Source organism: Halopenitus persicus (genome assembly GCF_002355635.1).
GTDB classification, from domain to species: Archaea; Halobacteriota; Halobacteria; order Halobacteriales; family Haloferacaceae; genus Halopenitus; species Halopenitus persicus_A.
Genome location: NZ_AP017558.1, coordinates 1,523,849 through 1,549,013, shown reverse-complemented (window position 1 = coordinate 1,549,013; position 25,165 = coordinate 1,523,849). Strand labels below are relative to the sequence as shown.

The 25,165-nt window shown below is 67.0% G+C and carries 21 protein-coding genes, 4 tRNA genes and 3 rRNA genes; 5 read left to right on the top strand and 23 right to left on the bottom strand.

The window, feature by feature from the left end:
• Window positions 1-126: 126 nt before the first annotated feature.
• The 6 genes from CPZ00_RS07475 to CPZ00_RS07450 all read right to left on the bottom strand — a co-directional run bounded on the left by CPZ00_RS07475 (window position 127) and on the right by CPZ00_RS07450 (window position 6,824).
• A tRNA-Cys gene (locus CPZ00_RS07475) sits at window positions 127-202 on the bottom strand.
• A 397-nt stretch (window positions 203-599) separates the two neighbouring features.
• Window positions 600-721: ribosomal RNA gene (gene rrf / locus CPZ00_RS07470) — 5S ribosomal RNA — on the bottom strand.
• Between the two features lie 147 nt (window positions 722-868).
• Window positions 869-3,785 (bottom strand): 23S ribosomal RNA (locus CPZ00_RS07465).
• Between the two features lie 214 nt (window positions 3,786-3,999).
• Window positions 4,000-4,071: transfer RNA gene (locus CPZ00_RS07460), tRNA-Ala, on the bottom strand.
• A 148-nt stretch (window positions 4,072-4,219) separates the two neighbouring features.
• Window positions 4,220-5,690 (bottom strand): 16S ribosomal RNA (locus CPZ00_RS07455).
• Together the 16S, 23S and 5S rRNA genes with 2 tRNA genes alongside form the textbook arrangement of a ribosomal RNA operon.
• 816 nt (window positions 5,691-6,506) lie before the next feature.
• Complete coding sequence (locus CPZ00_RS07450) at window positions 6,507-6,824, bottom strand: non-histone chromosomal MC1 family protein (RefSeq protein WP_096390324.1); 318 nt, start codon at window positions 6,822-6,824, stop codon at window positions 6,507-6,509.
• Window positions 6,825-7,176: 352 nt separating this feature from the next.
• On the opposite strand from CPZ00_RS07450, the gene CPZ00_RS07445 reads away from it, so the two are divergent.
• Window positions 7,177-7,380, top strand: coding sequence for a hypothetical protein (locus CPZ00_RS07445; protein ID WP_021074627.1), 204 nt, complete (start codon window positions 7,177-7,179; stop codon window positions 7,378-7,380).
• A 53-nt stretch (window positions 7,381-7,433) separates the two neighbouring features.
• Here the strand turns inward: CPZ00_RS07445 and argF are convergent, their stop codons facing one another.
• The 10 genes from argF to CPZ00_RS07395 all read right to left on the bottom strand — a co-directional run bounded on the left by argF (window position 7,434) and on the right by CPZ00_RS07395 (window position 18,260).
• Entirely contained in the window at window positions 7,434-8,327 is an 894-nt protein-coding gene (gene argF, locus CPZ00_RS07440) for an ornithine carbamoyltransferase (RefSeq protein WP_096390323.1), read from the bottom strand.
• 43 nt (window positions 8,328-8,370) lie between these two features.
• Complete coding sequence (locus CPZ00_RS07435; protein WP_096390322.1) at window positions 8,371-9,555, bottom strand: [LysW]-lysine hydrolase; 1,185 nt, start codon at window positions 9,553-9,555, stop codon at window positions 8,371-8,373.
• On the bottom strand, window positions 9,555-10,694 hold the full coding sequence (locus CPZ00_RS07430) for an aspartate aminotransferase family protein (RefSeq protein ID WP_096390321.1): 1,140 nt from the start codon (window positions 10,692-10,694) through the stop codon (window positions 9,555-9,557). Before CPZ00_RS07430 ends, CPZ00_RS07435 begins: the two co-directional genes overlap by 1 nt.
• A complete protein-coding gene (locus CPZ00_RS07425) occupies window positions 10,694-11,614 on the bottom strand; it encodes an acetylglutamate/acetylaminoadipate kinase (RefSeq protein ID WP_096390320.1) in 921 nt (306 codons plus the stop codon). Before CPZ00_RS07425 ends, CPZ00_RS07430 begins: the two co-directional genes overlap by 1 nt.
• Entirely contained in the window at window positions 11,611-12,696 is a 1,086-nt protein-coding gene (argC, locus tag CPZ00_RS07420) for an N-acetyl-gamma-glutamyl-phosphate reductase (RefSeq protein WP_096390319.1), read from the bottom strand. The genes CPZ00_RS07425 and argC overlap by 4 nt, the downstream gene beginning before the upstream one ends.
• The gene (gene lysX, locus CPZ00_RS07415) at window positions 12,693-13,604 is read right to left on the bottom strand and encodes a lysine biosynthesis protein LysX (protein WP_096390318.1); all 912 of its coding nucleotides are present in this window, start codon (window positions 13,602-13,604) and stop codon (window positions 12,693-12,695) included. The genes argC and lysX overlap by 4 nt, the downstream gene beginning before the upstream one ends.
• 1 nt (window position 13,605) lies before the next feature.
• On the bottom strand, window positions 13,606-13,776 hold the full coding sequence (gene lysW, locus CPZ00_RS07410; RefSeq protein ID WP_021074634.1) for a lysine biosynthesis protein LysW: 171 nt from the start codon (window positions 13,774-13,776) through the stop codon (window positions 13,606-13,608).
• Between the two features lie 254 nt (window positions 13,777-14,030).
• Complete coding sequence (argH, locus tag CPZ00_RS07405; RefSeq protein ID WP_096390317.1) at window positions 14,031-15,506, bottom strand: argininosuccinate lyase; 1,476 nt, start codon at window positions 15,504-15,506, stop codon at window positions 14,031-14,033.
• 4 nt (window positions 15,507-15,510) lie between these two features.
• On the bottom strand, window positions 15,511-16,770 hold the full coding sequence (locus CPZ00_RS07400; RefSeq protein WP_096390316.1) for an argininosuccinate synthase: 1,260 nt from the start codon (window positions 16,768-16,770) through the stop codon (window positions 15,511-15,513).
• 308 nt (window positions 16,771-17,078) lie between these two features.
• Window positions 17,079-18,260 carry a M24 family metallopeptidase gene (locus CPZ00_RS07395; protein WP_096390315.1) on the bottom strand — a complete coding sequence of 394 codons (1,182 nt, stop codon included), beginning with the start codon at window positions 18,258-18,260 and terminating at the stop codon, window positions 17,079-17,081.
• Window positions 18,261-18,461: 201 nt separating this feature from the next.
• On the opposite strand from CPZ00_RS07395, the gene CPZ00_RS07390 reads away from it, so the two are divergent.
• A tRNA-Val gene (locus tag CPZ00_RS07390) sits at window positions 18,462-18,536 on the top strand.
• A gap of 273 nt (window positions 18,537-18,809) precedes the next feature.
• A complete protein-coding gene (locus CPZ00_RS07385; RefSeq protein WP_096390314.1) occupies window positions 18,810-19,238 on the top strand; it encodes a hypothetical protein in 429 nt (142 codons plus the stop codon).
• Here CPZ00_RS07385 and CPZ00_RS07380 read toward each other — a convergent pair whose 3' ends face one another.
• Entirely contained in the window at window positions 19,239-20,123 is an 885-nt protein-coding gene (locus CPZ00_RS07380; protein ID WP_096390313.1) for an NAD(P)H-binding protein, read from the bottom strand.
• A 172-nt stretch (window positions 20,124-20,295) separates the two neighbouring features.
• On the opposite strand from CPZ00_RS07380, the gene CPZ00_RS07375 reads away from it, so the two are divergent.
• Window positions 20,296-20,598, top strand: a complete 303-nt coding sequence (locus CPZ00_RS07375) for a hypothetical protein (RefSeq protein ID WP_096390312.1) — start codon at window positions 20,296-20,298, stop codon at window positions 20,596-20,598.
• A 164-nt stretch (window positions 20,599-20,762) separates the two neighbouring features.
• Here CPZ00_RS07375 and CPZ00_RS07370 read toward each other — a convergent pair.
• The 5 genes from CPZ00_RS07370 to CPZ00_RS07350 all read right to left on the bottom strand — a co-directional run bounded on the left by CPZ00_RS07370 (window position 20,763) and on the right by CPZ00_RS07350 (window position 23,539).
• Window positions 20,763-20,835 (bottom strand) — tRNA-Pro (locus tag CPZ00_RS07370).
• 115 nt (window positions 20,836-20,950) lie between these two features.
• On the bottom strand, window positions 20,951-21,358 hold the full coding sequence (locus CPZ00_RS07365; RefSeq protein ID WP_096390311.1) for a CHY zinc finger protein: 408 nt from the start codon (window positions 21,356-21,358) through the stop codon (window positions 20,951-20,953).
• The gene (gene trmY, locus CPZ00_RS07360) at window positions 21,345-21,938 is read right to left on the bottom strand and encodes a tRNA (pseudouridine(54)-N(1))-methyltransferase TrmY (RefSeq protein WP_096390310.1); all 594 of its coding nucleotides are present in this window, start codon (window positions 21,936-21,938) and stop codon (window positions 21,345-21,347) included. Before trmY ends, CPZ00_RS07365 begins: the two co-directional genes overlap by 14 nt.
• A 5-nt stretch (window positions 21,939-21,943) precedes the next feature.
• A complete protein-coding gene (gene pyrF / locus CPZ00_RS07355; RefSeq protein ID WP_096390309.1) occupies window positions 21,944-22,846 on the bottom strand; it encodes an orotidine-5'-phosphate decarboxylase in 903 nt (300 codons plus the stop codon).
• Between the two features lie 81 nt (window positions 22,847-22,927).
• Window positions 22,928-23,539: a VOC family protein gene (locus CPZ00_RS07350; protein ID WP_096390308.1), complete on the bottom strand. Its 612-nt coding sequence runs from the start codon at window positions 23,537-23,539 to the stop codon at window positions 22,928-22,930.
• Between the two features lie 272 nt (window positions 23,540-23,811).
• Here CPZ00_RS07350 and CPZ00_RS07345 point away from each other — a divergent pair, with 272 nt between their 5' ends.
• Window positions 23,812-24,060, top strand: coding sequence for a ferredoxin (locus CPZ00_RS07345; RefSeq protein WP_096391636.1), 249 nt, complete (start codon window positions 23,812-23,814; stop codon window positions 24,058-24,060).
• A gap of 34 nt (window positions 24,061-24,094) precedes the next feature.
• Here CPZ00_RS07345 and hemB read toward each other — a convergent pair whose 3' ends face one another.
• Window positions 24,095-25,075 carry a porphobilinogen synthase gene (gene hemB, locus CPZ00_RS07340; protein WP_096390307.1) on the bottom strand — a complete coding sequence of 327 codons (981 nt, stop codon included), beginning with the start codon at window positions 25,073-25,075 and terminating at the stop codon, window positions 24,095-24,097.
• Window positions 25,076-25,165: the final 90 nt, after the last annotated feature.

Genomic DNA, 25,165 nt, shown 5'->3' with positions numbered 1-25,165 from the left:
TGCCCGTCGGCTGACGCTTGGGGACGGTCGCTCATTATCCCATCGCGCCGAACCGCCGACGACCACGCCGTGCGACCGCGGATGCCGTAGAACTGTGTTCTCCGTAACCCGAACCGAAACGTAGCAAGCCAAGGGCCGGATTTGAACCGGCGTGGGGCGGCTCTGCAGGCCGCTGCGTCTGACCGAACTCTGCCACCTTGGCGCGTCCGGTCGTAGCCACGTCGCGCGCTTAAGCCTAGCGGTCGACCAGCAGAGTCATCGTCGTTCCGCAGTCAGCGAGCGCGTCGTATCACCGTGATGCGATCGGTCGGGATGGCGTCGCCACTCGGCGGCGTGGCCGATGGCGGATCGATCCGCCGTCCCGAGCGGTCACTCTCGTCGATCAGATCGTTCGGTTACGGCTCACGTCCTCTCGGGTTGGGTCGTGACTGCTCCGACGGCTTTCGTTCTCCCGGTTGGGTCGTGGGCGATGGTACGCGTGGGTCGTGATCACTGGCACGCGCGGAGCCTGCCGTCCCGTCTCGGGCCGTCCGGTCGGGAGTTGTCACTGGTCGGTGAAAATGAATGAATGAATGAATGAATGAATGAAAGTATGAGTGGGTAGGCGGCGAACCAGCGATCCCAGAGGGTCTCCCACTCCAGTACTGGCTGGTACGCTGGCAGGCTTCACTTCCGTGTTCGGAATGGGTACGGGTCTTTCCCTGCCGCTCTGGCCGCCTTCATGCCGACTTCCGGAGTCGAACCGGAACGACGCGACTGCGTCGACGCCAGTGTCGGTGGTCCGCACGTTCTCTCGAACGTGAACGTGACGACCGTGTCTACGTGCGATCCAGTTACCGCCTGAACTCGGCGTCCGACCGTGGACGCGTATGACTGTGGCTTGGTCTGTTAGTGCTCGTGGGCTTAACACCTCGTTGCCTTGGTGCGTACACCCCGAGTCTATCTACCGCCTCTTCTAGGCGGGACCTCTACGGTACCTCGTTTCCATGTGGGTTTCGAGCTTAGATGCGTTCAGCTCTTACCCCGTGTCGCGTGGCTACCCGGCATCTGCTCTCTCGAACAACCGGTACACCAGTGGCGACCAGTCGTAGTTCCTCTCGTACTATACGACCGTTCACGTCAGGTACCTCACACCCCCAATAGATAGCAGCCGACCTGTCTCACGACGGTCTAAACCCAGCTCACGACCTCCTTTAATAGGCGAACAACCTCACCCTTGCCCGCTTCTGCACGGGCAGGATGGAGGGAACCGACATCGAGGTAGCAAGCCACCCGGTCGATATGTGCTCTTGCGGGTGACGACTCTGTTATCCCTAAGGTAGCTTTTCTGTCATCTACGGGCCCCATTCCGGAGCCTCGTAGGTTCGCTAGACCACGCTTTCGCGTCAGCGTCACTCGTTGGGAATGACACTGTCAGACCTCCGTGTGCTCTTGCGCTCTTCCCCGGGTTCCCGACCCGGGTGAGGAGATCTTCGGGCGCGCTCGATATCTTTTCGAGCGCGTACCGCCCCAGTCAAACTGCCCAGCTACCGGTGTCCTCCGCCAGGAGTGAGAGTCGCAGTCACTACCGGGTAGTATTTCAATGGTGCCTCGGTGGCCCGCTAGCGCGGGTACCTGTGTAGTGGCTCCTACCTATGCTGCACAGTAGCGACCACGTCTCAGCGACAGCCTGCAGTAAAGCTCTATAGGGTCTTCGCTTCCCCTTGGGGGTCTCCAGACTCCGCACTGGAACGTACAGTTCACCGGGTCCAACGTTGGGACAGTGGCGCTCTCGTTTATCCATTCATGCAAGCCGCTACTGAAGCGGCAAGGTACTACGCTACCTTAAGAGGGTCATAGTTACCCCCGCCGTTGACGGGTCCTTCGTCCTCTTGTACGAGGTGTTCAGATACCCGCACTGGGCAGGATTCAGTGACCGTACGAGTCCTTGCGGATTTGCGGTCACCTGTGTTGTTACTAGACAGTCGGAGCGCCCGAGTCACTGCGACCTGCTTTCTCCAAAGCAGGCATCCCTTCTTCCGAAGGTACGGGACTAACTTGCCGAATTCCCTAACGTCGGTTCTCCCGACGGGCCTTCCCTTTCGCTGGGAGAGCACCTGTGTCGGATCTCGGTACGATCATCACGCTCGTCGTTTCACGGACCCCGGATACCATCGAGTTTCCCTGTTTCGGGCTTCGTTCGCTTCGTGCCGTGACGGCGTCCACGAGCTTCTCCGATTCGACCGGGCGAAGGCCCGGCTCGATGTTTTCCGCGGTGTTGACTTTTACTGCGTGATGGCACTGGAATATTAACCAGTTTCCCGTTGTCCCCGTCGACTTACGGGGGGACTTAGGATCGGCTAACCCTCGGCTGATTGACAGTGCCGAGGAACCCTTGCTCATCAGGCCGTCGAGGTTCTCACCCGACTATCGCTGCTACTGTGACCAGGATTTTCGTTCCCGGACGGTCCACGCGAGTTCTCACCCGAGCTTCCATCCGAACGGGACGCCGACCTACGCGGTCACCCTGTGACGGGTGCGGCAGGGTCTCGGTGGTAGACTTGAGCCCCGATCATTTTGGGCGCCTCAAACCTCGGCCGGTAAGCTGTTACGCTTTTCTTAGCGGGTAGCTGCTTCTAAGCTCACCTCCCGGCTGTTTAGGGCTTGAGACCACCTTCCAATCGCACTTAGTCTACACTTTGGGACCTTAACCTTGCTCTGGGTTGTTCCCCTCACGGTGCACAGGCTTACCCCGCACACCGGACTCTCCAGGTTGACAGCGTATGCAGGTTCGGAGTTCGACAGGATGGCCGACTCCTCTCGGAGGCGGGTCATCCAATCGGTCGCTCTACCCCGCATACTACCTCGCTGAAGGTCATGCTTCGACATGTTTCGGTCGGAACCAGCTGTTGCCAGGCTCGATGGGCCTTTCACCCCTATACGCGAATCACGAGAGGGTATTGTAGGACACCAACTCTAACGGGCCTCCACGTGGCTTTCGCCACGCTTCACCCTGCTCGCGCATAGATCGCCTGGTTTCGGGTCGTACTCGTTTGACTCCCCGCGCTTGCACACGGTGGCCCTCGTCGGAAGACTGCGGCCATATCGGTTTCCCTGCGCCTTCCTCGATGCTCGAGTTAGGCTTGCCAAATCGGGTACACTCCCTGGGTCGTTTTTCAAAACGTACGACACGACGCCGGCTCTCTGTGGTTTCTACTGGACGCTCGCGCGTCGCTCGTTACCCACAGAGCCTTCTACGCCCTGTCGCTCTTTCGCCAACTGATTTCAGGCCCTATTGCACCGCCCTTTGTGGGGTGCTTTTCAGCGTTCGCTCACGCTACTTGTTCGCTATCGGTCTCGAGGAGTGTTTAGTCTTCCCAGGGGATGCCTGGGGTGTTCACAGAGGATATCCGACCCCTGCTACTCTGGAGCTGACGCGCGTTGTACTGCCACTTCATACGGGGTTGTCACCCTGTCTCACGCTCCGTTCCAGGAGACTTCTGAAGTGGGGTCGAACGGTGAGTGTCAGTCCGAACACCACATTGCCCTGACGGGCTTCGGTTTGGACTGTGTCGCGGTCACTCGCGGTTACTGACGACATCGCTATTGCGTTCTTTTCCGCCCCCTACTGAGATGTTTCAATTCGGGGGGTTCCCTATTGCGCGAAGCAATTGTGTAAGGATTCCCATTCGGAGATCCTGAGTTCTTCGCCTCCGTGCGGCTCCCTCAGGCTTTTCGCAGCTTGGCACGTCCGTCGTCGGCTCTCGAGCCGAGCCATTCACCAGCTGGCACAGTAGCCAGTTGTTACTATACGTCCACGAACTCGTCCGCCGAGTTCAGTGGGCGTCTGGATCGCACGTATACACGGTCGTCATCGAATCACCCCGAGGTGTGAGTCGGGCGTGTTCGTCGGACCCTTCCTACCCGCGGTTTCCCGGGGTAGTGCATCGGTCGTTGCGTCACGTCCGGTTTCGTCCGTCGCCATTTAAGGGGACGGTTTCGAGCCGGTCGTGGGTTGCATGGACCCGCTGGGATTCGAACCCAGGGCATCCTCCTTGCAAGGGAGGCACTCTCCCACTGAGCTACGGGCCCGCCCACCAGGTGGTGGGCTGGTGTGTTGGCGTGTTGGTGTGAGCTCGATGGTCGTTTGGTGTCCGGCGTGGCGGCGGGTGGGTTCGGGGTGTGCAATACGCTGCAGATGAGTGGTGAGCTCGCCCGTGGTGGGCGAGTCTCGGTCTGTAGGAGGTGATCCAGCCGCAGATTCCCCTACGGCTACCTTGTTACGACTTAAGCCCCCTTGCGAAGCCCAGATTCGATTCCCTCTCGGGAGCCTCATCCGGACCTCACTCGGGTGCTTTGACGGGCGGTGTGTGCAAGGAGCAGGGACGTATTCACCGCGCGCTGCTGACACGCGATTACTACCGAATCCAGCTTCATGTGGGCGAGTTGCAGCCCACAATCCGAACTACGATCAGGTTTGTGAGATTACCGTCTCCTTTCGGAGTTGGGACCCATTGTCCTGACCATTGTAGCCCGCGTGTTGCCCAGCACATTCGGGGCATACTGACCTACCGTTGCCCGTTCCTTCCTCCGTGTTGGCCACGGCAGTCTCCGTACTGTCCCCAGCCACGATGAGTGCTGCTGGCAAGTACGGATGCGGGTCTCGCTCGTTGCCTGACTTAACAGGACGCCTCACGGTACGAGCTGACGGCGGCCATGCACCTCCTCTCTGTAGCTCGTGGCGAGGTCATCAACCTGACCGTCATTACTACAGTCGATGCTGGTGAGATGTCCGGCGTTGAGTCCAATTAAACCGCAGGCTCCTCCGGTTGTAGTGCTCCCCCGCCAATTCCTTTAAGTTTCATCCTTGCGGACGTACTTCCCAGGCGGCCTGTTTAGCGGCTTCCCTACGGCACAGCACCCGCTCGTAGCGGGGGCCACACCTAACAGGCATCGTTTACGGCTAGGACTACCCGGGTATCTAATCCGGTTCGAGACCCTAGCTTTCGTCCCTCACTGTCGGATCCGTTTTCGCGACGTGGTTTCCCCATCGGCGGTCCGTTCAGGATTACGGGATTTCACTCCTACCCTGGACGTACCCGTCGCGCCTTCCGGTCCCAAGCCGGGCAGTTTCCGCCGGTCGCCCACGCGTTGAGCGCGTGGATTTCCCGACGGACTTGCCTGGCCAGCTACGGACGCTTTAGGCCCAATAAGATCGGCCATCACTCGAGCTGCCGGTATTACCGCGGCGGCTGGCACCGGTCTTGCCCAGCTCTTGTTCCTCGACCTCCCTACGGTCGAGAAAAGCACAGGCACTATGCCTGTGCACTCAGGGTCCCCTTATCGCACTGTCGTGCAGTGTAAAGGTTTCGCGCCTGCTGCGCCCCGTAGGGCCCGGAATCTTGTCTCAGATTCCGTCTCCGGGTTCTTGCTCTCACAACCCGTACCGATTATCGGCACGGTGGGCCGTTACCCCACCGTCTACCTAATCGGCCGCAGCCACATCCTTCGGCGCCGGAGCGTTTGGGGCTTTCATCATTCCAGGTTGAAAGCCGTGTGACGAATTAGCCTCAGTTTCCCGAGGTTATGCGTCTCCGAAGGGTAGTTTGGCCACGTGTTACGGAGCTATATGCCACGAGTGTGAACTCGTGCGACTAGCATGGCTAAATCGGACCCTGATAGCAATGGCCTCCGGCAGGATCAACCGGAATGGGTTCCTCGTGCGTGATTCCCCGCACGAGGGGGTGGCGGGATGTCGAACGTTCGGTATGAACGTTGTCGATCACCGTTGTATTGCATGGTCCGAGCCCGGTGTCGCCGGCAGCGCCGGATGACACCGGACCATCGAGCTCACATCAGATGTCGGCTGACGGCGGACCGCAGAGGCGACATCCTCATTCCTTGGGGACCCGGTGTTTCGGGTCGACGGGTGATAAGCCCATCGAACCTGCACACCGAGTCCGGCGAAACCGGACCGGGTTGAACGGTCCGAGTTCGCGCGTCGTTCTTCGCATTACGTTCCGAATCGTCGCCCGTTGATAAGGGCGTCGGAACGAGTTTCGACCGACCGCGGAGCGGCCGGCCGGGCGCCCCGGACGGGGCGACCGTTGCAATACAACCGAAGGGAGGTTATTACTTAACCCCGTCGTTCCATCCGCGCCGCGTCAGGCGATTTCATAGGGTAGCGTTCACACACGTCGGTGGCGATCCGGCGGTGACGATCCCCGGTGGCTGCGTCGGGGCGAACGGGAACGGTTCCGTCCCATCAGCGCTCGGTTGCAGGCCGTCCGAGCGGCGATCAAGGCATGGACTGTTGGCGGAGTGCGACTCTCGCGCCCGTCGTCGAGAACGTGTCCGGAGCGTCGAGAACGTATCACCGCTGGAGCGCCGAGAATGTGTCACGGCCGGAGGCCGGATGGTCATCCGCCGCGGACACGGACCGTCCCACCGGGTGGCAGCCGTGCACCGGGAGCCTCGGCTTGCCGATCGGAAGAAGCCGTCGAAAAACGCGAACTGAACGCGACGTGCTACTCCTCGTCGAGATGCTTGATGCCCTGCTTCGAGACGTTCGCTTCGGTGATCGCGTCCTGGTCCTCGAGCCAGTCCGGGCTGTTCTCGGGCGGTTCCTCCTCCCAGGCCCACCCCTCATACACGTGTACCTTGTCGGTACCCTTCTCACGGAGCCGGAGTTTCTTCCGGTCGGCGTTCGACTCCGAGGAGGCGGGGTCGATCCGCCGGGCGGCCTTGAGAGCTGCCTGCCGCGGTGTGTTGCCGGAGAACACGCTCGATTCCGATCCGTCGCCCTCCCGCAGCGCGAAGTTTCGCTTACCGTCGTCACGTACCATGGTTTGTTGACCTCCATGGCACTCCAGCACATAATCTGTTATAAATATATCGGGGAAACGGGGATGAGAGTGGCATGAAGCGTCGATGTGGCCCGTGATCGGGGGGTATCGGACGGGGTGAAGCGGCGATGGCGGCGCGAAAACGCCCGATTCACGGGGGAATCGGGGCCTCGAACGCTGGCGCGCGCGGATCGATCCGCGGGACGAACGGCGAGTGAACGCCCCGTGATCCGTCGAGGACGACCGCTCCGGTCGCGCGGATCGATCCGCGTCGTTCCGGAACGCCGCCGATCGGCGGGGGAAACAACACTTATGTATCTCGTACGGTGAACTCCCACGCAGAAACCCGCCGATGGTTCGTAAGAAGAAGCTCAGCCCGAGTGGAACCAAAGACGAGGATGGCGAGTACCACAACGTCCACGTGAACCTTCACGAGGACGAGCTTGCGGTCGCGGGTATGGAGATCGGCGACGAGGTGTTCGTTCGCGTCCGCGACGGGAAGATAATCATCCAGAAGGCCGACTCCGACCCGGAGGAGCTCGAACACGACTTCTGAATCGGCGGGGACGGTCGGAGCCGGTGTCTCTCGAACCGCCGTCGACCGACGTGCTACGCGAGGAGTTCGACGAGGAGCGCCTTCTGCGCGTGGAGCCGGTTTTCCGCCTGATCCCACGCGAGCGCGCGGTCCGACTCGAGCACGTCGTTCGTGATCTCCTCGCCGCGGTGGGCCGGCAGGCAGTGCATCACCGCGGCGTCGCTGCCGGCAAGCAGCGACTCGTTCACCTGAAAGCCGTCGAAGGCCGCGAGCTTTCGCTCCCGTCGGCTCTCCTGTCCCATCGAGATCCACACGTCGGTGTAGACGACGTCCGCGTCGGCGACCGCGGCCGCCGGATCGGTCGTCACCGTCGGGTCGGCCCCGAAGTCGGCGGCGCGATGGAAGACCGTTTCGTCCATTGCGTACTCGGCCGGGGTGGCCACCGTCACGTCGATCCCGGCCATCGCCGCGCCGACGACGAACGACTGGCCGACGTTGTTCCCGTCGCCGACCCACGCGACGCGGACGTCCTCGCCGGCGTGTTCGCGGATCGTCAACAGGTCGGCGAGCGTCTGACAGGGGTGGGCCTCGTCCGTGAGGCCGTTTATCACCGGGCAGTCGGCGTGTTCCGCGAGGACCTCGACGTCGTCGTGGTCGAACAGCCGCGCCATCACGCCATCGGTGTACCGACCGAGCACCCGGGCGGTGTCACGAAGCGGCTCGCCGTGGCCGAGCTGGATGTCGTCCGGGCCGAGGAACATCGCGTGGCCCCCGAGGTCGGTCATGCCGGTCTCGAAGGAGACGCGCGTTCGCGTCGAGGGTTTCTCGAAGATCATCGCGAGCGTGTGGTTGGACAGCTGTGCGTCGTCCTCGCCGGCCTTCATCGCGGCCGCGCGCTCGAGCACGCGGTCGAGTTCCGCCGGCGTGAGGTCGTCGATGTCGAGGAAGTCGGTCGTTGCGAGTGCCATCAGTGGAGTGGTATGTGGTGGTAATCGGGACCCGAGAAGCCGGTTATCGCCGGTCACGGCAGACCGCGGTCAAAACGTCGACGGCGCGGTCGAGCTCCGCGAGGGGAAGGTGTTCGTTCGGCGCGTGGTCGAGGTCGGAGTTCCCCGGGCCGTAGGTGACCATCGGACAGTTCCAGGCGGCGGCGAACAGGTTCATGTCGCTGGTTCCGGTCTTCCGGAGCAGCCTGACGTCGCCACCCCCCTCGCGGATCGCGACGCGGAACGCCCGCGCAAGCGGGGTTCTTGGGCTCTCCATGACCGGCGGGATCGGCTCCTTCCAGTGGACGGTTCCGGTCGTCAGCCGTCCCTCCGCGATCTCGTGGACCTCGTCGACGGTTCGTGAGGGCGGCACGCGGAGCTGTACCGCGACGGTCGCCTCGACGGCGAGTCCGTCCTCCGTGAGCCCGCCGTCGAAGGAGACCGGCTTCGTCGTCACCTGCTCGAAGACCGGGGTGTCGGGGTCGTCGGGGTCGAAGACGTCCTCGACGCCGGCCCACCAGCGGATCGCGTGTTGGATCGCGTTCGGTTCGGGCCGCGAGGAGTGGCCGGACTCGCTGGTGTTGACGTAGGTGCCCGCCAGGAAACCGCGATAGCCGAGCGTGACGCCGTTCCAGCCCGAGGGCTCGCCGTTGACGACCGCGTCCGGTTCGGCCGAGCGATCCGCGACGAGGTGACGTGCGCCCCGGGAGTCGGTCTCCTCGCCGACGACGCCGACGAAGGAGACGCCGGTCCGGACCGCGGCGACCGCCATCGAGACGAGCGGGCCGGTCGCGTCGACGGAGCCGCGACCCCACAGCGCGTCGTCGGGGACCACGTCGCCGTCTGCCTCGGCCAGGGCGTCGAGATCGTACGCGTCCCCGTCCGCCGGCTTCACCTCGACCGGGATGTCCCCCGGTACGGTGTCGATGTGGGAGGTCAAAAGGACGGAATCGTCCGCGGGCGCGCGGACGTTGCCGACGTCGTCGATCCACGCCTCCCGGTCGTTGGCGGTGAAGAACGCGCGCAGCCGGTCGGCCGCGGCGTCCTCCTCGCCGGACGGAGAGGGGATCGAGACCATGTCGAACAGCAGCTTACGAGCCGGCGTGTCGCAGGCGTCGGGATACGATCCCTCGCCGCCGGCGACGATCTCGCGATCGGCGGTCCCGTCGCGATCCGATCCGCCGGACCCGGCCGCCTCGAAGTCGGTCATCACTCGGAGAGCACCTCCACGAACGCGTCGACGAACCGCTCGGTCTCGGGCTCGTCGACGATGAGGGGCGGGAGCAGCCGGACCACCGAGCGCCCCGCGGGCAGCGCGAGCACGTCCTGGTGGATCGCCAGGTCGCGAAGGATCCGGTTGGCTCCGCGTTTCACCTCGATGCCGACCATCAGCCCCGACCCGCGGACGTCGCGGACCGGAAGGTCGTGGTCGTCGACCGCCGTCTGGAGCCGCTGGCGGAGATCGTCGCCGACCGCCGCCGCGTGGGCCGGCAGGTCCTCCTCGACGACCGTCTCGAGGGTCGCGTTGGCGGCCGCACAGACCACCGGCCCGCCGGAGAACGTCGAGCCGTGGTCGCCGAAGTCCTCGGCGATCCAGTCGGCACACAGGGTCGCGCCCATCGGGAGCCCGTTGGCGATCCCCTTCGCGGTCGTGAGGAGGTCGGGCACGACGTCGGCCTGCTCGCAGGCCCACAGCGTCCCGGTCCGGCCGACGCCGGTCTGGATCTCGTCGAAGACCAGCGCAGCCCCGGCGGCGGCGGTCACCTCGCGGGCGTGTCGGAGATACTCGACCGCGGCGGGATGGATCCCGCCCTCGCCCTGCACGGGCTCGAGGAACACCGCGGCGGTGTCCTCGTCGACCGTCTCCGCGAGCGCCTCGGCGTCGCCGTACTCGACGAACTCGATGCCCCCCGCGAGGGGCTCGTAGGGCGCCTTGTACTTCCGCTTCCAGGTCATCGCGAGCGCGCCGAGCGTGCGCCCGTGGAACGCGCGTTTGGTCGCGACGATTTTCTCCTCGCCCGTGGCCGCCCGCGCGAACTTCATCGCGGCCTCGTTGGCCTCGGTTCCGGAGTTGCACAGCCAGACGTTGTCCAGGTCCCCGGGAGCGAGCGCGGCGAGCTTCTCGTAGGTCTCCGTACGCGTCTCGACGGGATACGACGCCTGCACGTAGGTGAGTTCGGCGGCCTGCTCCTGGACCGCGTCCGTAACGACGGGGTGGGAGTGACCGAGCGGGGTGCAGGCGTAGCTCGCGCCGAAATCGAGGTACTCCGTGCCGTCGTCGGCGACGAGGGTCGCCCCCTCGCCCGACTCGATCGTGATCGGCTTCTCGGAGAAGACGAATCCGGACATCAGGCACCCTCCGTCGTCGTGTCGGCGTCCGTTTGTCCCGATCGTTCGGCTCGTGTTTCCGCATCCGTGAGCGCGCTCGCGTGGACGTGCGTGCCGCCCCCGCCGAGCGCGTCGACGATCGGATCCGCGGCGTTGGCGTCGGCGACGATGACGCGCGGGGAGCCGCTCGAGAGCGCCTCCTCGGCCGCCATGACCTTCTTGCCCATAAAGCCCTCGGCGGCCGACTCGAGCGCCTCGAGGTCGGCCGGCGTCGAGACGGATCCGATCAGCGTCGCGGGATCGTCGGGGTCCGCGTAGACCCCGGAGACGTCGGTCAGCAGGACGAGCTCCGCGCCCAGAGCGCCGGCGATGGCGGCTGCGGCGCGGTCGGCGTCCGTGTTGACGGGCGTGACGCCCCCGTCGCGCTCCTGGCCCGCCATCGGCGGGGAGACGACGGGGACGTAGCCGTCCGCGGCGAGTCCCTCGAGCAGCGCGGCGTTGACCGACTCGGGCTTGCCCGAGTGGTCGCCGCGACGGATCTTCTTCTTCCCGTTCTCGATCACGCGGACCGCCGACTTTCGAGGGCCCGAGAGGAGCCCGCCGTCGACGCCCGAGAGACCGACCGCGTCGACGTCGGCCTCCTGCAGCGACGCGACCAGTTCGGTGTTGAGCTTGCCGGCCATCACCATCTCGAAGACCTCCATCGTCTCCGCGTCGGTGAACCGGCCGGTGACGCCGGAGGCGGACTCGACGTACTCGGGCTCGATGCCGAGCCGATCGAGCGTCTCGTCGACCGCGGTCGAGCCGCCGTGGACGACGACGACCTCGCGACCTTCTGCGACCAGTCGCGCGACGTCGCCGATCGCGCCTGCCGGGTCGACGGCCTTCGCACCGCCGACCTTGACCACGACGGGTGGGTCGGTGGATTCGGCCGCGCTCACGGCGATCCCACCGGGTGAAGCCCCTGGAATCCGAGCCCGGCCGTCTCCTCGAGGCCGAGCGCGACGTTCGCTGCGTGGACCGCCTGCCCGGCGGATCCCTTCATCATGTTGTCGATCGCGGAGAAGACGACCACGCGCTTGTTGCTGGCGTCGAGTTCGAACCCGACCTCGCCGGCGTTCGTACCGGCGACCGCCTTGGGCTCGGGATAGCGATACACCCCGCCGCCGCCGGAGACGAGTCGCATGAACGGTTCGTCCTCGTAGGCGCCGCGGTAGGCTCCCCAGAGGTCGCCCTTGGAGACGGGTCCGTCGGGGAAGACGTGGCACGTCGCGGAGGCGCCACGAACCATATCGACCGCGTGAACGGTGAAGGAGACGTCGAGTCCGAGATAGGCCTCGATCTCCGCCTCGTGACGGTGGCTGATCGGCGCGTACGGGCGAACGACCCCCGACCGCTCGGGGTGTGAGGAGGCCGCGCCGCCGCCGGCGCCGCCCTCCGAGGAGCCGACCTTGACGTCGACGACGACCTCGCCGGTCTCGGGACCGAGGACCCCCTCGTCGACGAGGGGCTTCAGCCCGAGGATCGTTGCGGTGGCGTTACAGCCGCCGCCGGCGATGAGGTCGGCGCCCGCGAGGTTCTCGCGGTTGAGCTCCGGCAGCGCGTACTCGGCGCGCTCGAGGTACTCGGGCGCGTCGTGGCCCTCGTACCACTCGTCGTACAGCTCGGCGCTCGGGAGTCGGAAGTCCGCCGAGAGGTCGACGACGGTGTCGGCCGCCTCGAAGTACGCGTCGATCCGCTCCATCGAGACGCCGTGGGGCGTCGCGGCGAACAGCACGTCGACCGATTCGAGGTCGGACGGCTCGGTGAACCGAAGGTCGAGCGACCGGAGGTTCGGGTGGACCGACCCGACGGTCTTGTTCGCGGCCGAGCGGGAGGTCGCCTGCACGACCGAGAAGTCGGGATGGCCGGCGAGCAGGCGGAGCAGCTCCCCACCCGCGAAGCCGGTCCCGCCGATCACGCCGGCCGTGTATTCGGCGTCGTTCGGGCTGGCGTCGGTCGCGGTGGCGTCGGCGCCGCTCATGCCGTCGCCGTCACTCCCGTCCGCTTTTCATTTCCCTCCTCGGCCTCCGCGTCCGCGACGCGCGTCTCGAGCCAGTCGACGACAGCGGCGGGAACGTCGGCCTCGACGGCGTCGTTGAGCGCCTTGAACTCGACGGTGTGGTTCACCTCGTGGACGGTGTACTCGCCCGAGCCGGCGCCGCCGACCTCCATCAGGTCGATCCCGAGCAGGCCGCCGCCGACGGCCTCGGAGGCGCGTTCGACGAGGTCCAGCGCCGTCTCGTCGAGCTCGAACTCCTCGGCGTGACCGCCCTTGGCGGCGTTCGTCAGCCAGTGGTCCGACGTCCGGGTCATCGCGGCGATGGGCTCGCCGTCGACGGCCACGACGCGAACGTCGCGGCCGGGCTTGTCGACGAACTCCTGGACGTAGAACACCTTGTGCTCGTAGTGGCCGAGCGTCGCCTTGTGCTCGAGGATCGCCTCCGCTGCGTTCCGGGTGTCGATCTTCGCCATCAGCCGGCCCCACGAGCCGACGACGGGCTTGAGCACGCAGGGATAGCCGAACTCCTCGATCGCCTCGAGGGCCGCGTCCGTGGTGAACGCGACCTCGGTGTCGGGCGTGGGAATTCCCGCCTCCGCGAGCGCGAGCGAGTTCTTCGCCTTGTCGGCACAGACGTCCGCGGTCTCGGGCGCGTTGATCACGGGCACGCCGTAGCTCGCGAAGAACTGCGTCGCGTACAGCGACCGGCTCGTCGCGAGACACCGGTCGACGACGACGTCGAGGTCGGCGACGTCGGCCGTCGTCGAGTCGAGGGCGAACCGCTCCTTCCGGACGTCGATCTTCGTCACCTCGTGGCCGCGTTCGCGCAGCTCCGAGAGGAGGAGCTTCTCGTCCTTCCGAATCCGGGAGTAGAGGATGCCGACCTTCATCTCACTCCCCCCAGTCCTCTTCGAGCTCCGGGGCTCGATCGAGGACCGGCGGGGAAACGTCGATGACCTCCAGCTCGGCGCCGCAGGTTCCACAGTCGATGATCTCTCCCACTTCCAGGTCGTCGTACAGGTCCACGTCGGCCCCGCACTCGACACATTCTGCCTGTGTCATTGTCGTATCCGTACATCACCGTCGTTCATACATAAAACCTTCGAACCTATCAAAGAATACACAATAGGCGGAGCATCACCTAACGGACACAGAACGCGTCAACACGGTCGTTCGAAATCAAACGTCAGATTTCGTAGTAATATGTGTCCCCTCACGGGGACGGCGGCGTGTACGGCGGTCGCGGCGGGAGAGGCTGCCGCACCGCCCGCGGTCGTCGCGGCTGCCGCACGTCGGGGACGACGGCGGAACGGACCTCAGACATACGTGGCCACCTCCGTCCCGAGTCGGTCACTCGCCCGGTCGAGCGCGGCGTGCCGGTCCGCGACGCGGTCGCCGTCCGCGGCGATCCGCGAGTCGACGTCGGCGAGCGCGTCCCGAACCGCCGCGGGCGCGGGCCCGCCGGCGGAGTCACGGCTCGCGACGCTGGCGTCGGGGTCGAGCGCGCGCTCCACGTCGTCGCGGCTCACGTACTCGAACAGCGACTCCGCGAGCACGTCCTCGGCGGCCGCATCGAGTTTTGCGGCGGCGGCCGTCGCGTCGGTCGCGTCGTCGATCGACGCCGCCGCGTGCGCGACGATCTCGTGGGCCGACCGGAAGGGCAGCCCCGCCATCGCCAGCAGGTCCGCGATCCCGGTCGCCGTCGAGAAGCCCTCGCCGGCGGCGGCTTCGAGGGCGGTCTCGTGCCACGACGCGGTGGCGACGGCCCCGCCGGCCACGTCGGTCGCGTCCCGGACGACGCCGGCGATCTCGAAGACCCCGGGATGGACTCGCTGCAGGTCGCGGTTGTACGCCCGGGGGAGCCCCTTCAGGGCGGTGGCCACCCCGGTCAGCTCGCCGACCGCGTCGCCCGCGACGCCGCGCGTCAGCTCGAGCGTGTCGGGGTTCTTCTTCTGGGGCATGATCGAGGAGGTCGACGCGTAGTCGTCGTCGAGCTCGATGAAGTCCCTGTTGGCGAAGACGACCAGGTCCTCGGCCAGTCCCGACAGCGTCACCGACAGGGAGGCGAACGCCGCGGCGGCCTCGAGGAGGAAGTCCCGTGCGGAGACCGCGTCCATCGCGTTCCGGACGATCCCGTCGAATCCCAGCAGCTCGGCGCTGCGGTCGCGGTCGACGTCGAAGGGCGTGCCCGCGAACGCGGCGGCGCCCAGCGGCGACCGGTTCGTCCGGTCGTAGGCGTCGAGCAGCCGGTCGGTCTCGCGGGCCGCGGCCGCCTCGTAGGACAGCAGGTGGTGGGCCACGGTCGTGGGCTGGGCCGGCTGGAGATGCGTGTAGCCGGGCATCGTCGTCTCGACGTGCTCGGCCGCGGCCGCCGTGAGGGCCTCCCGCAGCGCGACCGTCGCCTCGGCGACCGCCAACAGGTCCTCCCGGAGCCGGTACCGGATGCAGGTCGCGACCTCGTCGTTTCGCGAACGCGCGGTGTGCATCCGGCCGCCGTCGGGACCGATACGGTCGATGACGGCGGTCTCGACCGCCTCGTGGACGTCCTCGCCCTCCGAGAGGGCGCCGTGGCCGGCGTCCTCGACGTCGGCCAGCGCCGAGAGGATCGCTCCGGCCGTGTCGGCCTCGACGATCCCCTGCTCAGCGAGCATCACCACGTGCGCGCGGTCGACGGCGAGGTCGGCCGCGAAGATCGCCTCGTCGGCCGCGAGGCTCGAGAGGAACCCGCGTGCGGGGCCGCCGCTGAAGCGGTCGCGGCGGACGGCCGTCTCGGAGGGGGTTCCGTCGGTCATTCGTCTACTCGTTCGTGTCGGTGGTGGCGCCGTCGGATCCCTCGGCATCCGACCCGTCGCCGCCGTCGGCGGCGATCTCGAGGTCGGAGACGCCGGCGGAGACCGCGTTCGCGAGGCGTTCCTGGAGGCCGTGGTACTTCGCGACGCCCGTGGCGTCCTCCTGGGCGATGCCGGCGACGTCGGCGGTGTTGAACGAGGCCATCTCCTCGGAGTAGACCGCGTACTCGCTGTCGCGGGCGACGACGCGGCAGTTGCCGCCGGACACCTTCACGGTGGCGCTGCCGGTGACGACGTCCTGGGTCTCGGTGATGAACGCGTCGAGCGCGTCCATCAGGGGCGCGAAGACGAGCCCCTGGTAGGCCTTCTCGGACCACTCCTGTTCGATGCCCGTCTTGAACGAGCGCTCGCCCTTCGTCAACACGAGGTCCTCGAGCGCCGAGTGGGCGGTGAGGAGGACGGTCGCGGCGGGGTGCTCGTAGTTCTCGCGCACCTTCAGGCCGAGCATCCGGTCCTCCATCACGTCGGTACGGCCGACGCCGTAGCCGCCCGCGTACTCGTTGAGGTGTTGGATGAGCTCGACGGGCCCCATCTCCTCGCCGTCGATCGCGACGGGAACGCCCTTCTCGAAGGTCACCTCGATGGTGGTCTCGCCCTCGGGCTCGGCGGTCCACTCGTAGATGTCCTCCGGCGGGACGTAATCGGGGTTCTCGAGCTCGCCGCCCTCGACCGCGCGCGACCAGATGTTCGTGTCGATCGACCAGACGCCGCCGTCGCCGGCCTCGACGGGCAGGTCCTTCTCGGCGGCGTAGTCGATCTCCCACTCGCGGGTGAGCCCCAGCTCACGCACGGGCGCGATCACTTCGAGGTCCGAGCCACGCCAGACGGCCTCGAACCGCAGCTGGTCGTTCCCCTTGCCCGTACAGCCGTGGGCGACGGCGTCGCAGTCCTCCTCGAGTGCGACCTCGAGGATCGCCTCGGCGATGACCGGGCGCGCGAGCGCGGTCCCGAGCGGGTAGCCCTGGTAGGTCGCGTTCGCGCGGACCGCATCGAAACAGAGGTCCGCGAACTCCTCCTTGGCGTCGACGACGTGGAGATCGAGCCCGAGCGCCTCGGCGGTCTCCTCGGCCTCCTCGAACTCCGATTCGGGCTGACCGACGTCGACGGTGACGCCGATGACCTCGTCGTAGCCGTATTCCTCCTCGAGCAGCGGTACACAGACGGTGGTGTCGAGTCCCCCGCTAAACGCGAGTGCCACACGTGTCATTACCGTGTGCTGGGCCCCTTAGACCCTTAAATTCAGCGGTTTAAGATTTGTAATAAAATCCGGTGGCGAACGCTAACCGACCGAAAACTGGACGTTGTGGACGAAACGGCGGCGTGCGACGACGATGGGGTATGGGTAATATCGGCCTCAAAGGGCCGGTCGTCGTCGCGGTCGCGGGGCTCGCCGCTCTCGGAAGAGTCGAGCGTCGCGGCGGGCGTCCGCGCTCATTACCTGGTTGTAGGTCGGCTCTCCTACAAAAACCTTTCCCGATCGTGCCGTCGGGAGCGGCGTTTCCGACCGAGCGCGGATCACTCGTCCGAGAGCACGACCGGCGCGTGGCGGTCGTACCGCCCGGAGGGAACGCCATCGACGTCGGCCGTTTCGACCTCGAGGGTCGGCCAGCGGCCGGTCTTCGTGAGGAGCTCGGTCCGGTCGGCGGCGACGAGGTGGGTGTCCTCGCTGCGCGCGCCCGCGACGGTCGGGTTCCAGGCGTATCCCATCGGCGCCGTGACCGGCTCCGCACCGCCGGGACGCGCGAGCCACTCGCGGACGGCGAACCCGGCCGCGCCGCCCTGGTGATGTGCGCGCCACTCGTCCGGGTGGCCGACCGCCGCGTAGGCGTCCCGGATCGCGTCGAAGACGTCGGCGGCGTCCGTGATCCGGTCCGAATCGTCGGCCGCGATCGTGGGGTCCCCGACCGCCGTTTCCGAGCCCGCGACCGCCGTTTCCGAGTGGCCGACGGCGGCCTCCGTGGCGGCGACCGCGGTGGCCTCGATCCGGGCGGCCGCACGGTGACGATCCCGAAGCCAGGCCGGCGGGTCGAAGACGATCGTGCGCGTGAGCGACGCGTGCAGTCCCGCTCGCTCGGCGGTGACCGAGACGATCGCGTAGTCGCCGAGCTCCGCGTCGCCCGGAGTCGGACCGCGGAACCGCGAGGCGCGGTCGCTCCCGCCGACGAGCAGGACCGGCGTGGAGACGTCCCGCGCGGCCAACGCGATCTCGATCGCGGCGGCGACCTCGTACTCGGGGTCAGTCGGCTCGAGCTGGCGGCAGACGGTCTCGACCGCGGCGGCGGCCTCGCGGCCGAGCTCGCGGTACCGCTCGACGTCGTCGTCGGTGAGGGGCTGCCGGAGTCGCGCGGCGTCGACCGGCTCGAACCCCGCGGCGTCGACGTCGAGGGCGGCCGGCATCGGCGAGCGGTCCGCGATCGCCGACGGCAGCGAGGACGCGTGCCAGGGAACCGACTCGACCGGAACGTCGTCCGGGACCTCCTCCTCGCGGATCCGGTCCGCCGCGCCGGCGGAGGCGATCACGCGAAACTCGCCGTCGTACCCCGCCGCCGCGGCGCCGATGCCGGCCGTCCGGTCGACGGCGTTCGAGCCGCCGAGGAGCCAGGCGAAGCCGTTCGGCCGCGCGAACCAGACCGCTTCGAGGTCGCGGGCGTCCAGGACGTCGTCGAGACGAGCGGCGCGGGCGGAGCGGTCGACCATACGTGGCGATGCCCGTCGAGCCACTTGAACCGGGCGAGTGTGGCCGAGCGACCGAGCGTGACATCCGCCGTGCGAGGTCGGCGGCGCGACGAACGGGCCACACCGGTGCCGCGGACGGGGTCGCCACCGCCGCCGTCATCGATTCGAAAGGTTCAATTACACTCCCGGGTTACCAGAAAACGCGCCGGACGAGCCACGGACGGGTTGGTGGTCTAGTCTGGTTATGACACCTCCTTGACATGGAGGAGGCCGGCGATTCAAATTCGCCCCAACCCATCACCTTTTAAATCCAACCGCGAGACGGCGAGAGCTCTTCATAGCAACGGGAGCGGGCCCCGTGGATCGCGTGTCGCTCGTCACAGCATACGAGAGGCGGACGGTGAGGGACCAGACGGCGACCGCGCCGGACGGTGACGGCGCCGGACCGCGGGGACCGAACGCGACCCGACTCGATCCGTTCGAACGAACTTCCGGACGCTCGAGCCAGCCGGAAGGACCGCTCCGGGGGTGCTCGCAAACACTCAAATCCCCGACGCGCCTAAACGACACGTGAAGCAGTCGCTCCTCGTCTACGACGGTAGCAACTCGCTGTTCCGGGTGGCCGTGACGGCGGTGACCCGTCGGGCAGACGGAGTGGTGGCCGTCCGCTGGGACGCCGATCCGATACAGGCGTTCCTCGAAGCCCAGTTCGACGGCCGTCCCTTCGCGTTCATCCTGATCGAGGACGACTCCGTCCACGTCGGAGCGGAAACGGTCGGGCAGGTTCTCAGCCGGCTAGGACTCGCCGACCCGCTCGTTTCCGGGTTGAAACGCTCCTACGCGGCGTGGGGCGCCTCCGTCGGCCGGCTGCTCCACGGACGGACGGTGGCGGATATCGACGGAACGTTCCCGCTGTCGGCCGAGGCCGCAGCCCACCTCACGGAGCTCCGCCAAGTCCGGGAGATACCGGTCCAGGAGGCGTCCGCTGAGGAGCCCTGATCAGCCCTCCGCAAGCGCTCGTCGGATCGCGATCTCGATCGGCGTCCGCTCGATGGGAACGACCGACTGCAGGTCCCGCTCGGGATCGACCGTCACGGGGTTCCGCATGCTCTCCACAAGCGGCTGGGCGATGGCGTACTGCACGTCCGTCGTCAGTCGGAGCCAGTGTGACGAGAGTCTCGGGGACATCACCGGCACCGGCACGATCAGGACGCGCTTTCCCTTCTCCTCGGCGGTCAGCTTCAGCAGGGACTCGTATGACCACACCGTCGGCCCGCCGATGTCGTAGATCCGGCCCCGAGTCTCGTCGACGGCGAGGACGCCGACCAAGTAGGCGATGGCGTCGTCGATGCCGATCGGCTGACACGGCGTCCGAACCCACTTCGGGACCGTCATCACGGGCAGCCGGTCGGTGAGGTCGTCGACGATCCGGAAGCTCGCGCTGCCGGCACCGATGATGATCGCCGCCCGGAGGACGGTCAGATCGAACCTCCCGGCCTCAAGCACCGACTCGACCTCGCGGCGGGAGGCAAGGTGTGGCGAGAGGTTCCGCTCGTCGCCGCTGATGCCGCTCAGGTAGATTACCCTGTCAACGCCGGCCGTCGACGCCAGGTTCCGGAACCGACGGGCGTAGGTTCGGTCCAGCTCCGCGAAGTTCTCGGCCGTCAGCGAGTGGATCAGGTAGTAGGCGACGTCGACGCCCTCACAGAGCCCCTCGACCGATGCCGGATCGTCGAGGTCGCCTTCGAACAGCTCGACGTCATCCGGGAACCTCGACCGGCTCGCGCTTCGGGAGAAGGCGACGACGTCGTGGCCGGCCGAGCGCAGTGATTCGACGAGTCGGCCGCCCACGAACCCGGTCGCTCCAACGACGAGGACACGCATTGACCGGTATAGAAGCTACTACACAATGGGTGTTCGGTTGGCTCAGCGGATCCCGAGAGGCGGAGAGGGTCGCGTCGAGACGGTCCTCGAGGTGAATGACCGCGATTGCGACCCTTCCCACGAGACATCTTTATAACGATCAATTGCCATATTTAAATGGAGGGAGGTATGTATGCACACACCATACAGAGCAGGGACGGAGGAATACGACCGGACCGCCCCGAGCATCGCGGACGCGCCCGCAGCCGGTGACACGCTGTCGACGTATCTCTGTTGTTTGCTCGGGGGCACCACGGCGGTGATCGCCGTCCTGCTCGCGCTGCCGATGCTGTTGGAGGTGTCGCAACCGTTCGGCGGTCTCTCGACGACCGTGATCGCCTTCGTCCTGATGTTCGCGTGGTTGGTCGCCTGGGCGGTCATCGAGTTCGCCTGGGAGCACCTCGCGGCGACGAACGCACAAACGCCAGCGGAGTGACGAGCTCGAAATCGAAATGCGGGGAGTGGGCCGGCGCGAATTCGAACCACGCGAGACTCGCTCCGCTCGTCTCGCTGGCTCTCGTTCGCTTCGCTCACGAGAACGCGGTTCCGGCCACCCGAAGGCCGAAGAATACACTGTTCGAAGTTGAAATGCGGGAGAAGTGGGCCGGCGCGAATTCGAATCGCGGTTACGGCCACCCGAAGGCCGAAGGATACCAAGCTACCCCACCGGCCCGCATTCGGACCAACGTCAGTCGTTCCTTTAACGCTTCCGAACCGCCACAGACCGTGGCGTGGTCCCGCATATTCATCGACGTTCCAGCCGCGTGTGACCCGGAAGTCGGACGGGCTCAAACCTCGAAGTATCGATCGTGGTGAGCCCGACAGCCGGGATTGTACGCGGCCCCGCAGGCGGGGCAGGCGTGGTCGGCCGCGAGGTACGCGGTCGGCGCCAACGTCTCGCCGCAGGCGCCACACAGCACCGCCGGCTCGTCGAACCGGTCGCGGGGCCACGGGACCGCGTCGTGGGCGGTCGTCTCGGCGTGACATCGGAAACAGGGGAAGTACGCGTCACAGCACGCGAACCGGAAGGTGACCACGTCGACGTCGCTCCGGTAGTGGGCACACCGCGTTTCGGGGTCGACGTCGACGCCACGGACGGGGACGTCGAATCGGTCGGCCGCGGCGCCGACGTCGGCATCGATTCCGGAGTCGGTCGCGGCAGCGGAATCGTCGGCGTCGGGGTCAGTAGGAGGCATAGCCGTCCGTGTCGAGCCAGTTGTGCGCGACCGTGATCGCGTGGTCGGCGTGCAGCGTCTCCGGGCCCAGCCGGACCTGGCGCTCGGCGACGTCCGCGAGCGTCCCGCGCTCGTCCGCGGTGAAGTCACGGTGGTCCGAGAGGACGAAGACGGGGTCGGTCGGCGGGGTCTCCGCCGCCAGCGGCGTGCCGTCCTCGTGTAGTTGAACGACGGTCCCCTCGCGGGCGAGGCGGTCGATCGTCTCCGAGAAGCCCATTCGGTAGATCTCGACGCCCGGCGAGACGTCCGCGGGCTGGTGGCCGATCGCGTCCTCACGGACCTGAAGGGCGTCCCGGATCCGGGCGGCGACGTTGCGTTCGTCGGGATGGAGGTGCCGCAGGCGGTCGGCGTCGAACCGAACCGTGTAGGCGTCGTCGACGGCGAGATGCACCCGAACCGACTCCCGGATCCCGTGGGAGAGGAACACCGCCGCACCAACACACCGACACAGCAGGTCGAGCCGGCCGGTCCCGGGGAGGTCATCGAGCGACACGTTCGCGGCCGGATCGAGCTCGTGGGCGACGATGACGAACTGGCGCATCGGAGTCACCGATGCCGGTTCAACCGGCGTTTCAGTCGCTTCGCCGCGTCGCCGGCGGCCCCGAAGTACGCGGCTTCCTCGCCGTTGCGGGCATCCGCCCCGGCCACGGCGTCCTCGCCCGCGAAGATGATCCCGCGCGAGGAGTTGACGAGCCCGACGTTCACGTCGTGGCCCGGCCTGGCGGCGAGGCCGTGTTCGACCGCGGCCTCGGCGTCGCCGCCCTGGGCCCCGACGCCGGGAACGAGGAACGGCAGGTCGGGGACCGCCTCCCGGAGGGTCTCGAGCTCCGCGGGCGCGGTCGCACCCACGACGAGCCCCACGTTGCCGTGGTCGTTCCACAGGTCCGCGAGGGCGGCGACCCGCTCGTAGACCGGCTCGCCCGAGGCGAGCTCGAGGTCCTGGAGGTCGCTCCCGCCGGGATTCGACGTCCGGCAGAGCACGAAGACGCCCTTGGCCGCCCGGTCGAGGAACGGCTGCAGGGAGTCGCGGCCCATGTACGGGTTGACCGTGATCGCGTCCGCGCCCAGCCCGTCCGCGTCGTCGAGCGCGCTCGCGTACCGCCGCGTCGTGTTCCCGATGTCGGCGCGCTTGGCGTCGAGCAGGACGGGGACGTCCTTCCCGTGCGCGTACGCGATGGTCTCGCGCAGCGCGCGCCAGCCGTCCGGGTCCTCGTAGAAGGCGGCGTTCGGCTTGTAACAGGCCGCGTGCTCGTGGGTCGCGTCGATGATCCGCCGGTTGAACGCCCATCGGGGCAGGTCCGCGTCGGCCAGAAACTCAGGGAGCCGGTTCGGGTCCGGGTCGAGGCCGACGGAGACGACGCTGTCGACCGCCGCGATCCGGTCCGCAAGCCGGTCGAAGAAGCCGGCCGGACCGGCGGCGTTCGCGTCCGCGTTCGAGTCGGTATCCATCGACTTCGGATCCGCGCCCCCGGCGAGTAAGCGTTTCCGTCCGGGGTCGACGACCGGGAGACGGGGTGGGCGCGGACGCGGTCAGTTCACGCCGCCGACGCCGCTGTCGGCGTCGGGGGTCTCGTTGCGGACGACCTCCATTCCGAGCGCCTCGATGGCCGCCTCCATATGCTCGTCGTCGACGTACTCCGCGCCGGCCTCGACGCGGGCCTGCTGGGCGCGCGCGAGCACCTCGCCGCGGCGGTCGTCGGGGATCTCGTACTTGTCGACCGCGAGCTCGATCGTGAGGCCGTTGTGGTCGCGGGTGTACAGCGAGTGGAACGCGCCGCGGTCGAACTCGTTGTAGCCGTAGCCGGCGTCGTCGAGCGCCGCCTTGATCTCCTCGAGTCGCTCGGCCTCGATCGTGAACGCGAGGTGGTGGACCTGCCCGAGTCCGGTTCGTTGCGGGTTCGGATTCGAGGGCCGGTCGTCGGTGACGAAGAAGGTGAGGATCCGGCCGTCGCCGGTGTCGAAGAAGAGGTGAGTCACCTCCGGCTGGTCGAGGTTGGGCTGACGCAGGACCAGCGACATCCCGAGCAGGTCGCGGTAGTACTCGATCGTGTCCTCGACGTTGCTGCCGATGACGGTGATGTGGTCGGTGCCGACCGTGTGAAACGGGCTGTCGGGTCGTTCCGCGGTGACGTCTGGCTCCATAGCCCCGGTAGCACCTCGAGGGCCTTGCGTTTACCGACGTGCGGAGCAGGTTGGGTTGCCCCACGGGCGGCCATTTATAAGCGGAATCGCGGCGCTCGCGTGGGTTTATAAGCGATCGACGATCAGCACCGTCGTCACCGGAGTCCGCACCGTCGTCGATCCGACCCACACCGCCATCGACGGAGTCCAACCGTCGCCGATGTCAATGGATCCCAGCCGCCACCGATACGTTAGCCGCCATTGATATGGTTCCCACCCACGAACGGCACGCCATGAAGGTCGTCTTCGATCGCGACACCTGCATCGGGATGTATCAGTGCGTCGAGGAGTGGGACCGGTTCGAGCGAAACGTGGACGCCGGGAAGGCGGACCTAGTCGGCGGCAAGCCGGTCGAGGATGGCGACGACGTCTACGAGCTGACCGTCCCCGAGGGCGAGGAGTTCGACGCGGAGATGGCGGCCCGTGTCTGTCCGGTGGACGCGATCGCGGTGTACGACGACGACGGCGAGCAGGTGGTCTGAGCGACGGCGAGCCGCGGGCGGGTCGGCGCCGGCCTTATAACTGCTCGGCGACGTCCTCGGCGAAGTAGGTGACGATCAGGTCGGCACCGGCGCGCTTGATCGACTGCAGCGACTCGAGCGCGACCGACTCGAGGTCGAGCCAGCCCTTCTCGGCGGCGGCCTGCAACATCGCGTACTCGCCGGAGACGTTGTAGGCGGCGATCGGCCGGTCGAACTCCCGCCGGAGGTCGCCAACGACGTCGAGGTACGGAAGGGCGGGCTTGACCATCAACACGTCCGCACCCTCCGTCACGTCGAGGGCCGCCTCGCGGCGCGCCTCGCGACGGTTTGCGGGGTCCATCTGGTAGTGCCGGCGGTCGCCGAAGGCGGGCGCCCCGTCGGCCGCCTCGCGGAAGGGGCCGTAGAAGGCCGACTCGTACTTCGCGGCGTAGCTCAGGATCGGGACGTGATCGAAGCCGGCGTCGTCGAGTGCCTCCCGGATCGCGGCGACCATGCCGTCGGTCATCGAGGAGGGAGCAACCATATCGGCGCCGGCCTCGGCCTGGGCGACCGCGGTTCGTGCGAGCAGGTCGAGCGTCTCGTCGTTTCGCACGGTGAGCGTCGGGTTCTCGGCCGCGTCGGGCTCGAGCACGCCGCAGTGGCCGTGGTCGGTGTACTCACACAAACAGACGTCGCCGATGACGTAGGCGTCGGTCTCGGCCGAGATCTGCCGAGTGGCCCGCTGGATCACGCCATCAGCGGCGTACGCGCGGCTCCCGGTCGGGTCCTTCGACTCGGGGATTCCGAAGAGGATGACCGCCTCCACGCCGGTCTCGCGGACCTCCGACACGCGGTCGGCCGCCTCGTCGACCGGCACGCGTTCGTGGCCCGGCATCGAGTCGATCGGCACGCGCTCGGTGGCGGTGGCGTCGACGAACACCGGAGCGATCAGGTCGGCGGCGGACAGCGACGTCTCCCGAACGAGCGACCGAACGCCGTCGGTTCTGAGCCGGCGGGGACGGTCCGTCAGTACCATACGCCGGATTGGCCGTCGGAGGCCTTGTAGGGTTCGTTCGACGACGACGACGACTGGGATCGATGACAGGGGGTGACGGGGGTCGGTGAT

Coding starts and splice junctions, on each gene's coding strand:
- CPZ00_RS07450 (WP_096390324.1), bottom strand. CDS start 6,824: ATGGTACGTGACGACGGTAAGCGAAACTTCGCGCTGCGGGAGGGCGAC.
- CPZ00_RS07445 (WP_021074627.1), top strand. CDS start 7,177: ATGGTTCGTAAGAAGAAGCTCAGCCCGAGTGGAACCAAAGACGAGGAT.
- argF (WP_096390323.1), bottom strand. CDS start 8,327: ATGGCACTCGCAACGACCGACTTCCTCGACATCGACGACCTCACGCCG.
- CPZ00_RS07435 (WP_096390322.1), bottom strand. CDS start 9,555: ATGACCGACTTCGAGGCGGCCGGGTCCGGCGGATCGGATCGCGACGGG.
- CPZ00_RS07430 (WP_096390321.1), bottom strand. CDS start 10,694: ATGTCCGGATTCGTCTTCTCCGAGAAGCCGATCACGATCGAGTCGGGC.
- argC (WP_096390319.1), bottom strand. CDS start 12,696: ATGAGCGGCGCCGACGCCACCGCGACCGACGCCAGCCCGAACGACGCC.
- lysX (WP_096390318.1), bottom strand. CDS start 13,604: ATGAAGGTCGGCATCCTCTACTCCCGGATTCGGAAGGACGAGAAGCTC.
- lysW (WP_021074634.1), bottom strand. CDS start 13,776: ATGACACAGGCAGAATGTGTCGAGTGCGGGGCCGACGTGGACCTGTAC.
- argH (WP_096390317.1), bottom strand. CDS start 15,506: ATGACCGACGGAACCCCCTCCGAGACGGCCGTCCGCCGCGACCGCTTC.
- CPZ00_RS07400 (WP_096390316.1), bottom strand. CDS start 16,770: ATGACACGTGTGGCACTCGCGTTTAGCGGGGGACTCGACACCACCGTC.
- CPZ00_RS07395 (WP_096390315.1), bottom strand. CDS start 18,260: ATGGTCGACCGCTCCGCCCGCGCCGCTCGTCTCGACGACGTCCTGGAC.
- CPZ00_RS07380 (WP_096390313.1), bottom strand. CDS start 20,123: ATGCGTGTCCTCGTCGTTGGAGCGACCGGGTTCGTGGGCGGCCGACTC.
- CPZ00_RS07375 (WP_096390312.1), top strand. CDS start 20,296: ATGCACACACCATACAGAGCAGGGACGGAGGAATACGACCGGACCGCC.
- CPZ00_RS07365 (WP_096390311.1), bottom strand. CDS start 21,358: ATGCCTCCTACTGACCCCGACGCCGACGATTCCGCTGCCGCGACCGAC.
- trmY (WP_096390310.1), bottom strand. CDS start 21,938: ATGCGCCAGTTCGTCATCGTCGCCCACGAGCTCGATCCGGCCGCGAAC.
- pyrF (WP_096390309.1), bottom strand. CDS start 22,846: ATGGATACCGACTCGAACGCGGACGCGAACGCCGCCGGTCCGGCCGGC.
- CPZ00_RS07350 (WP_096390308.1), bottom strand. CDS start 23,539: ATGGAGCCAGACGTCACCGCGGAACGACCCGACAGCCCGTTTCACACG.
- CPZ00_RS07345 (WP_096391636.1), top strand. CDS start 23,812: ATGAAGGTCGTCTTCGATCGCGACACCTGCATCGGGATGTATCAGTGC.
- hemB (WP_096390307.1), bottom strand. CDS start 25,075: ATGGTACTGACGGACCGTCCCCGCCGGCTCAGAACCGACGGCGTTCGG.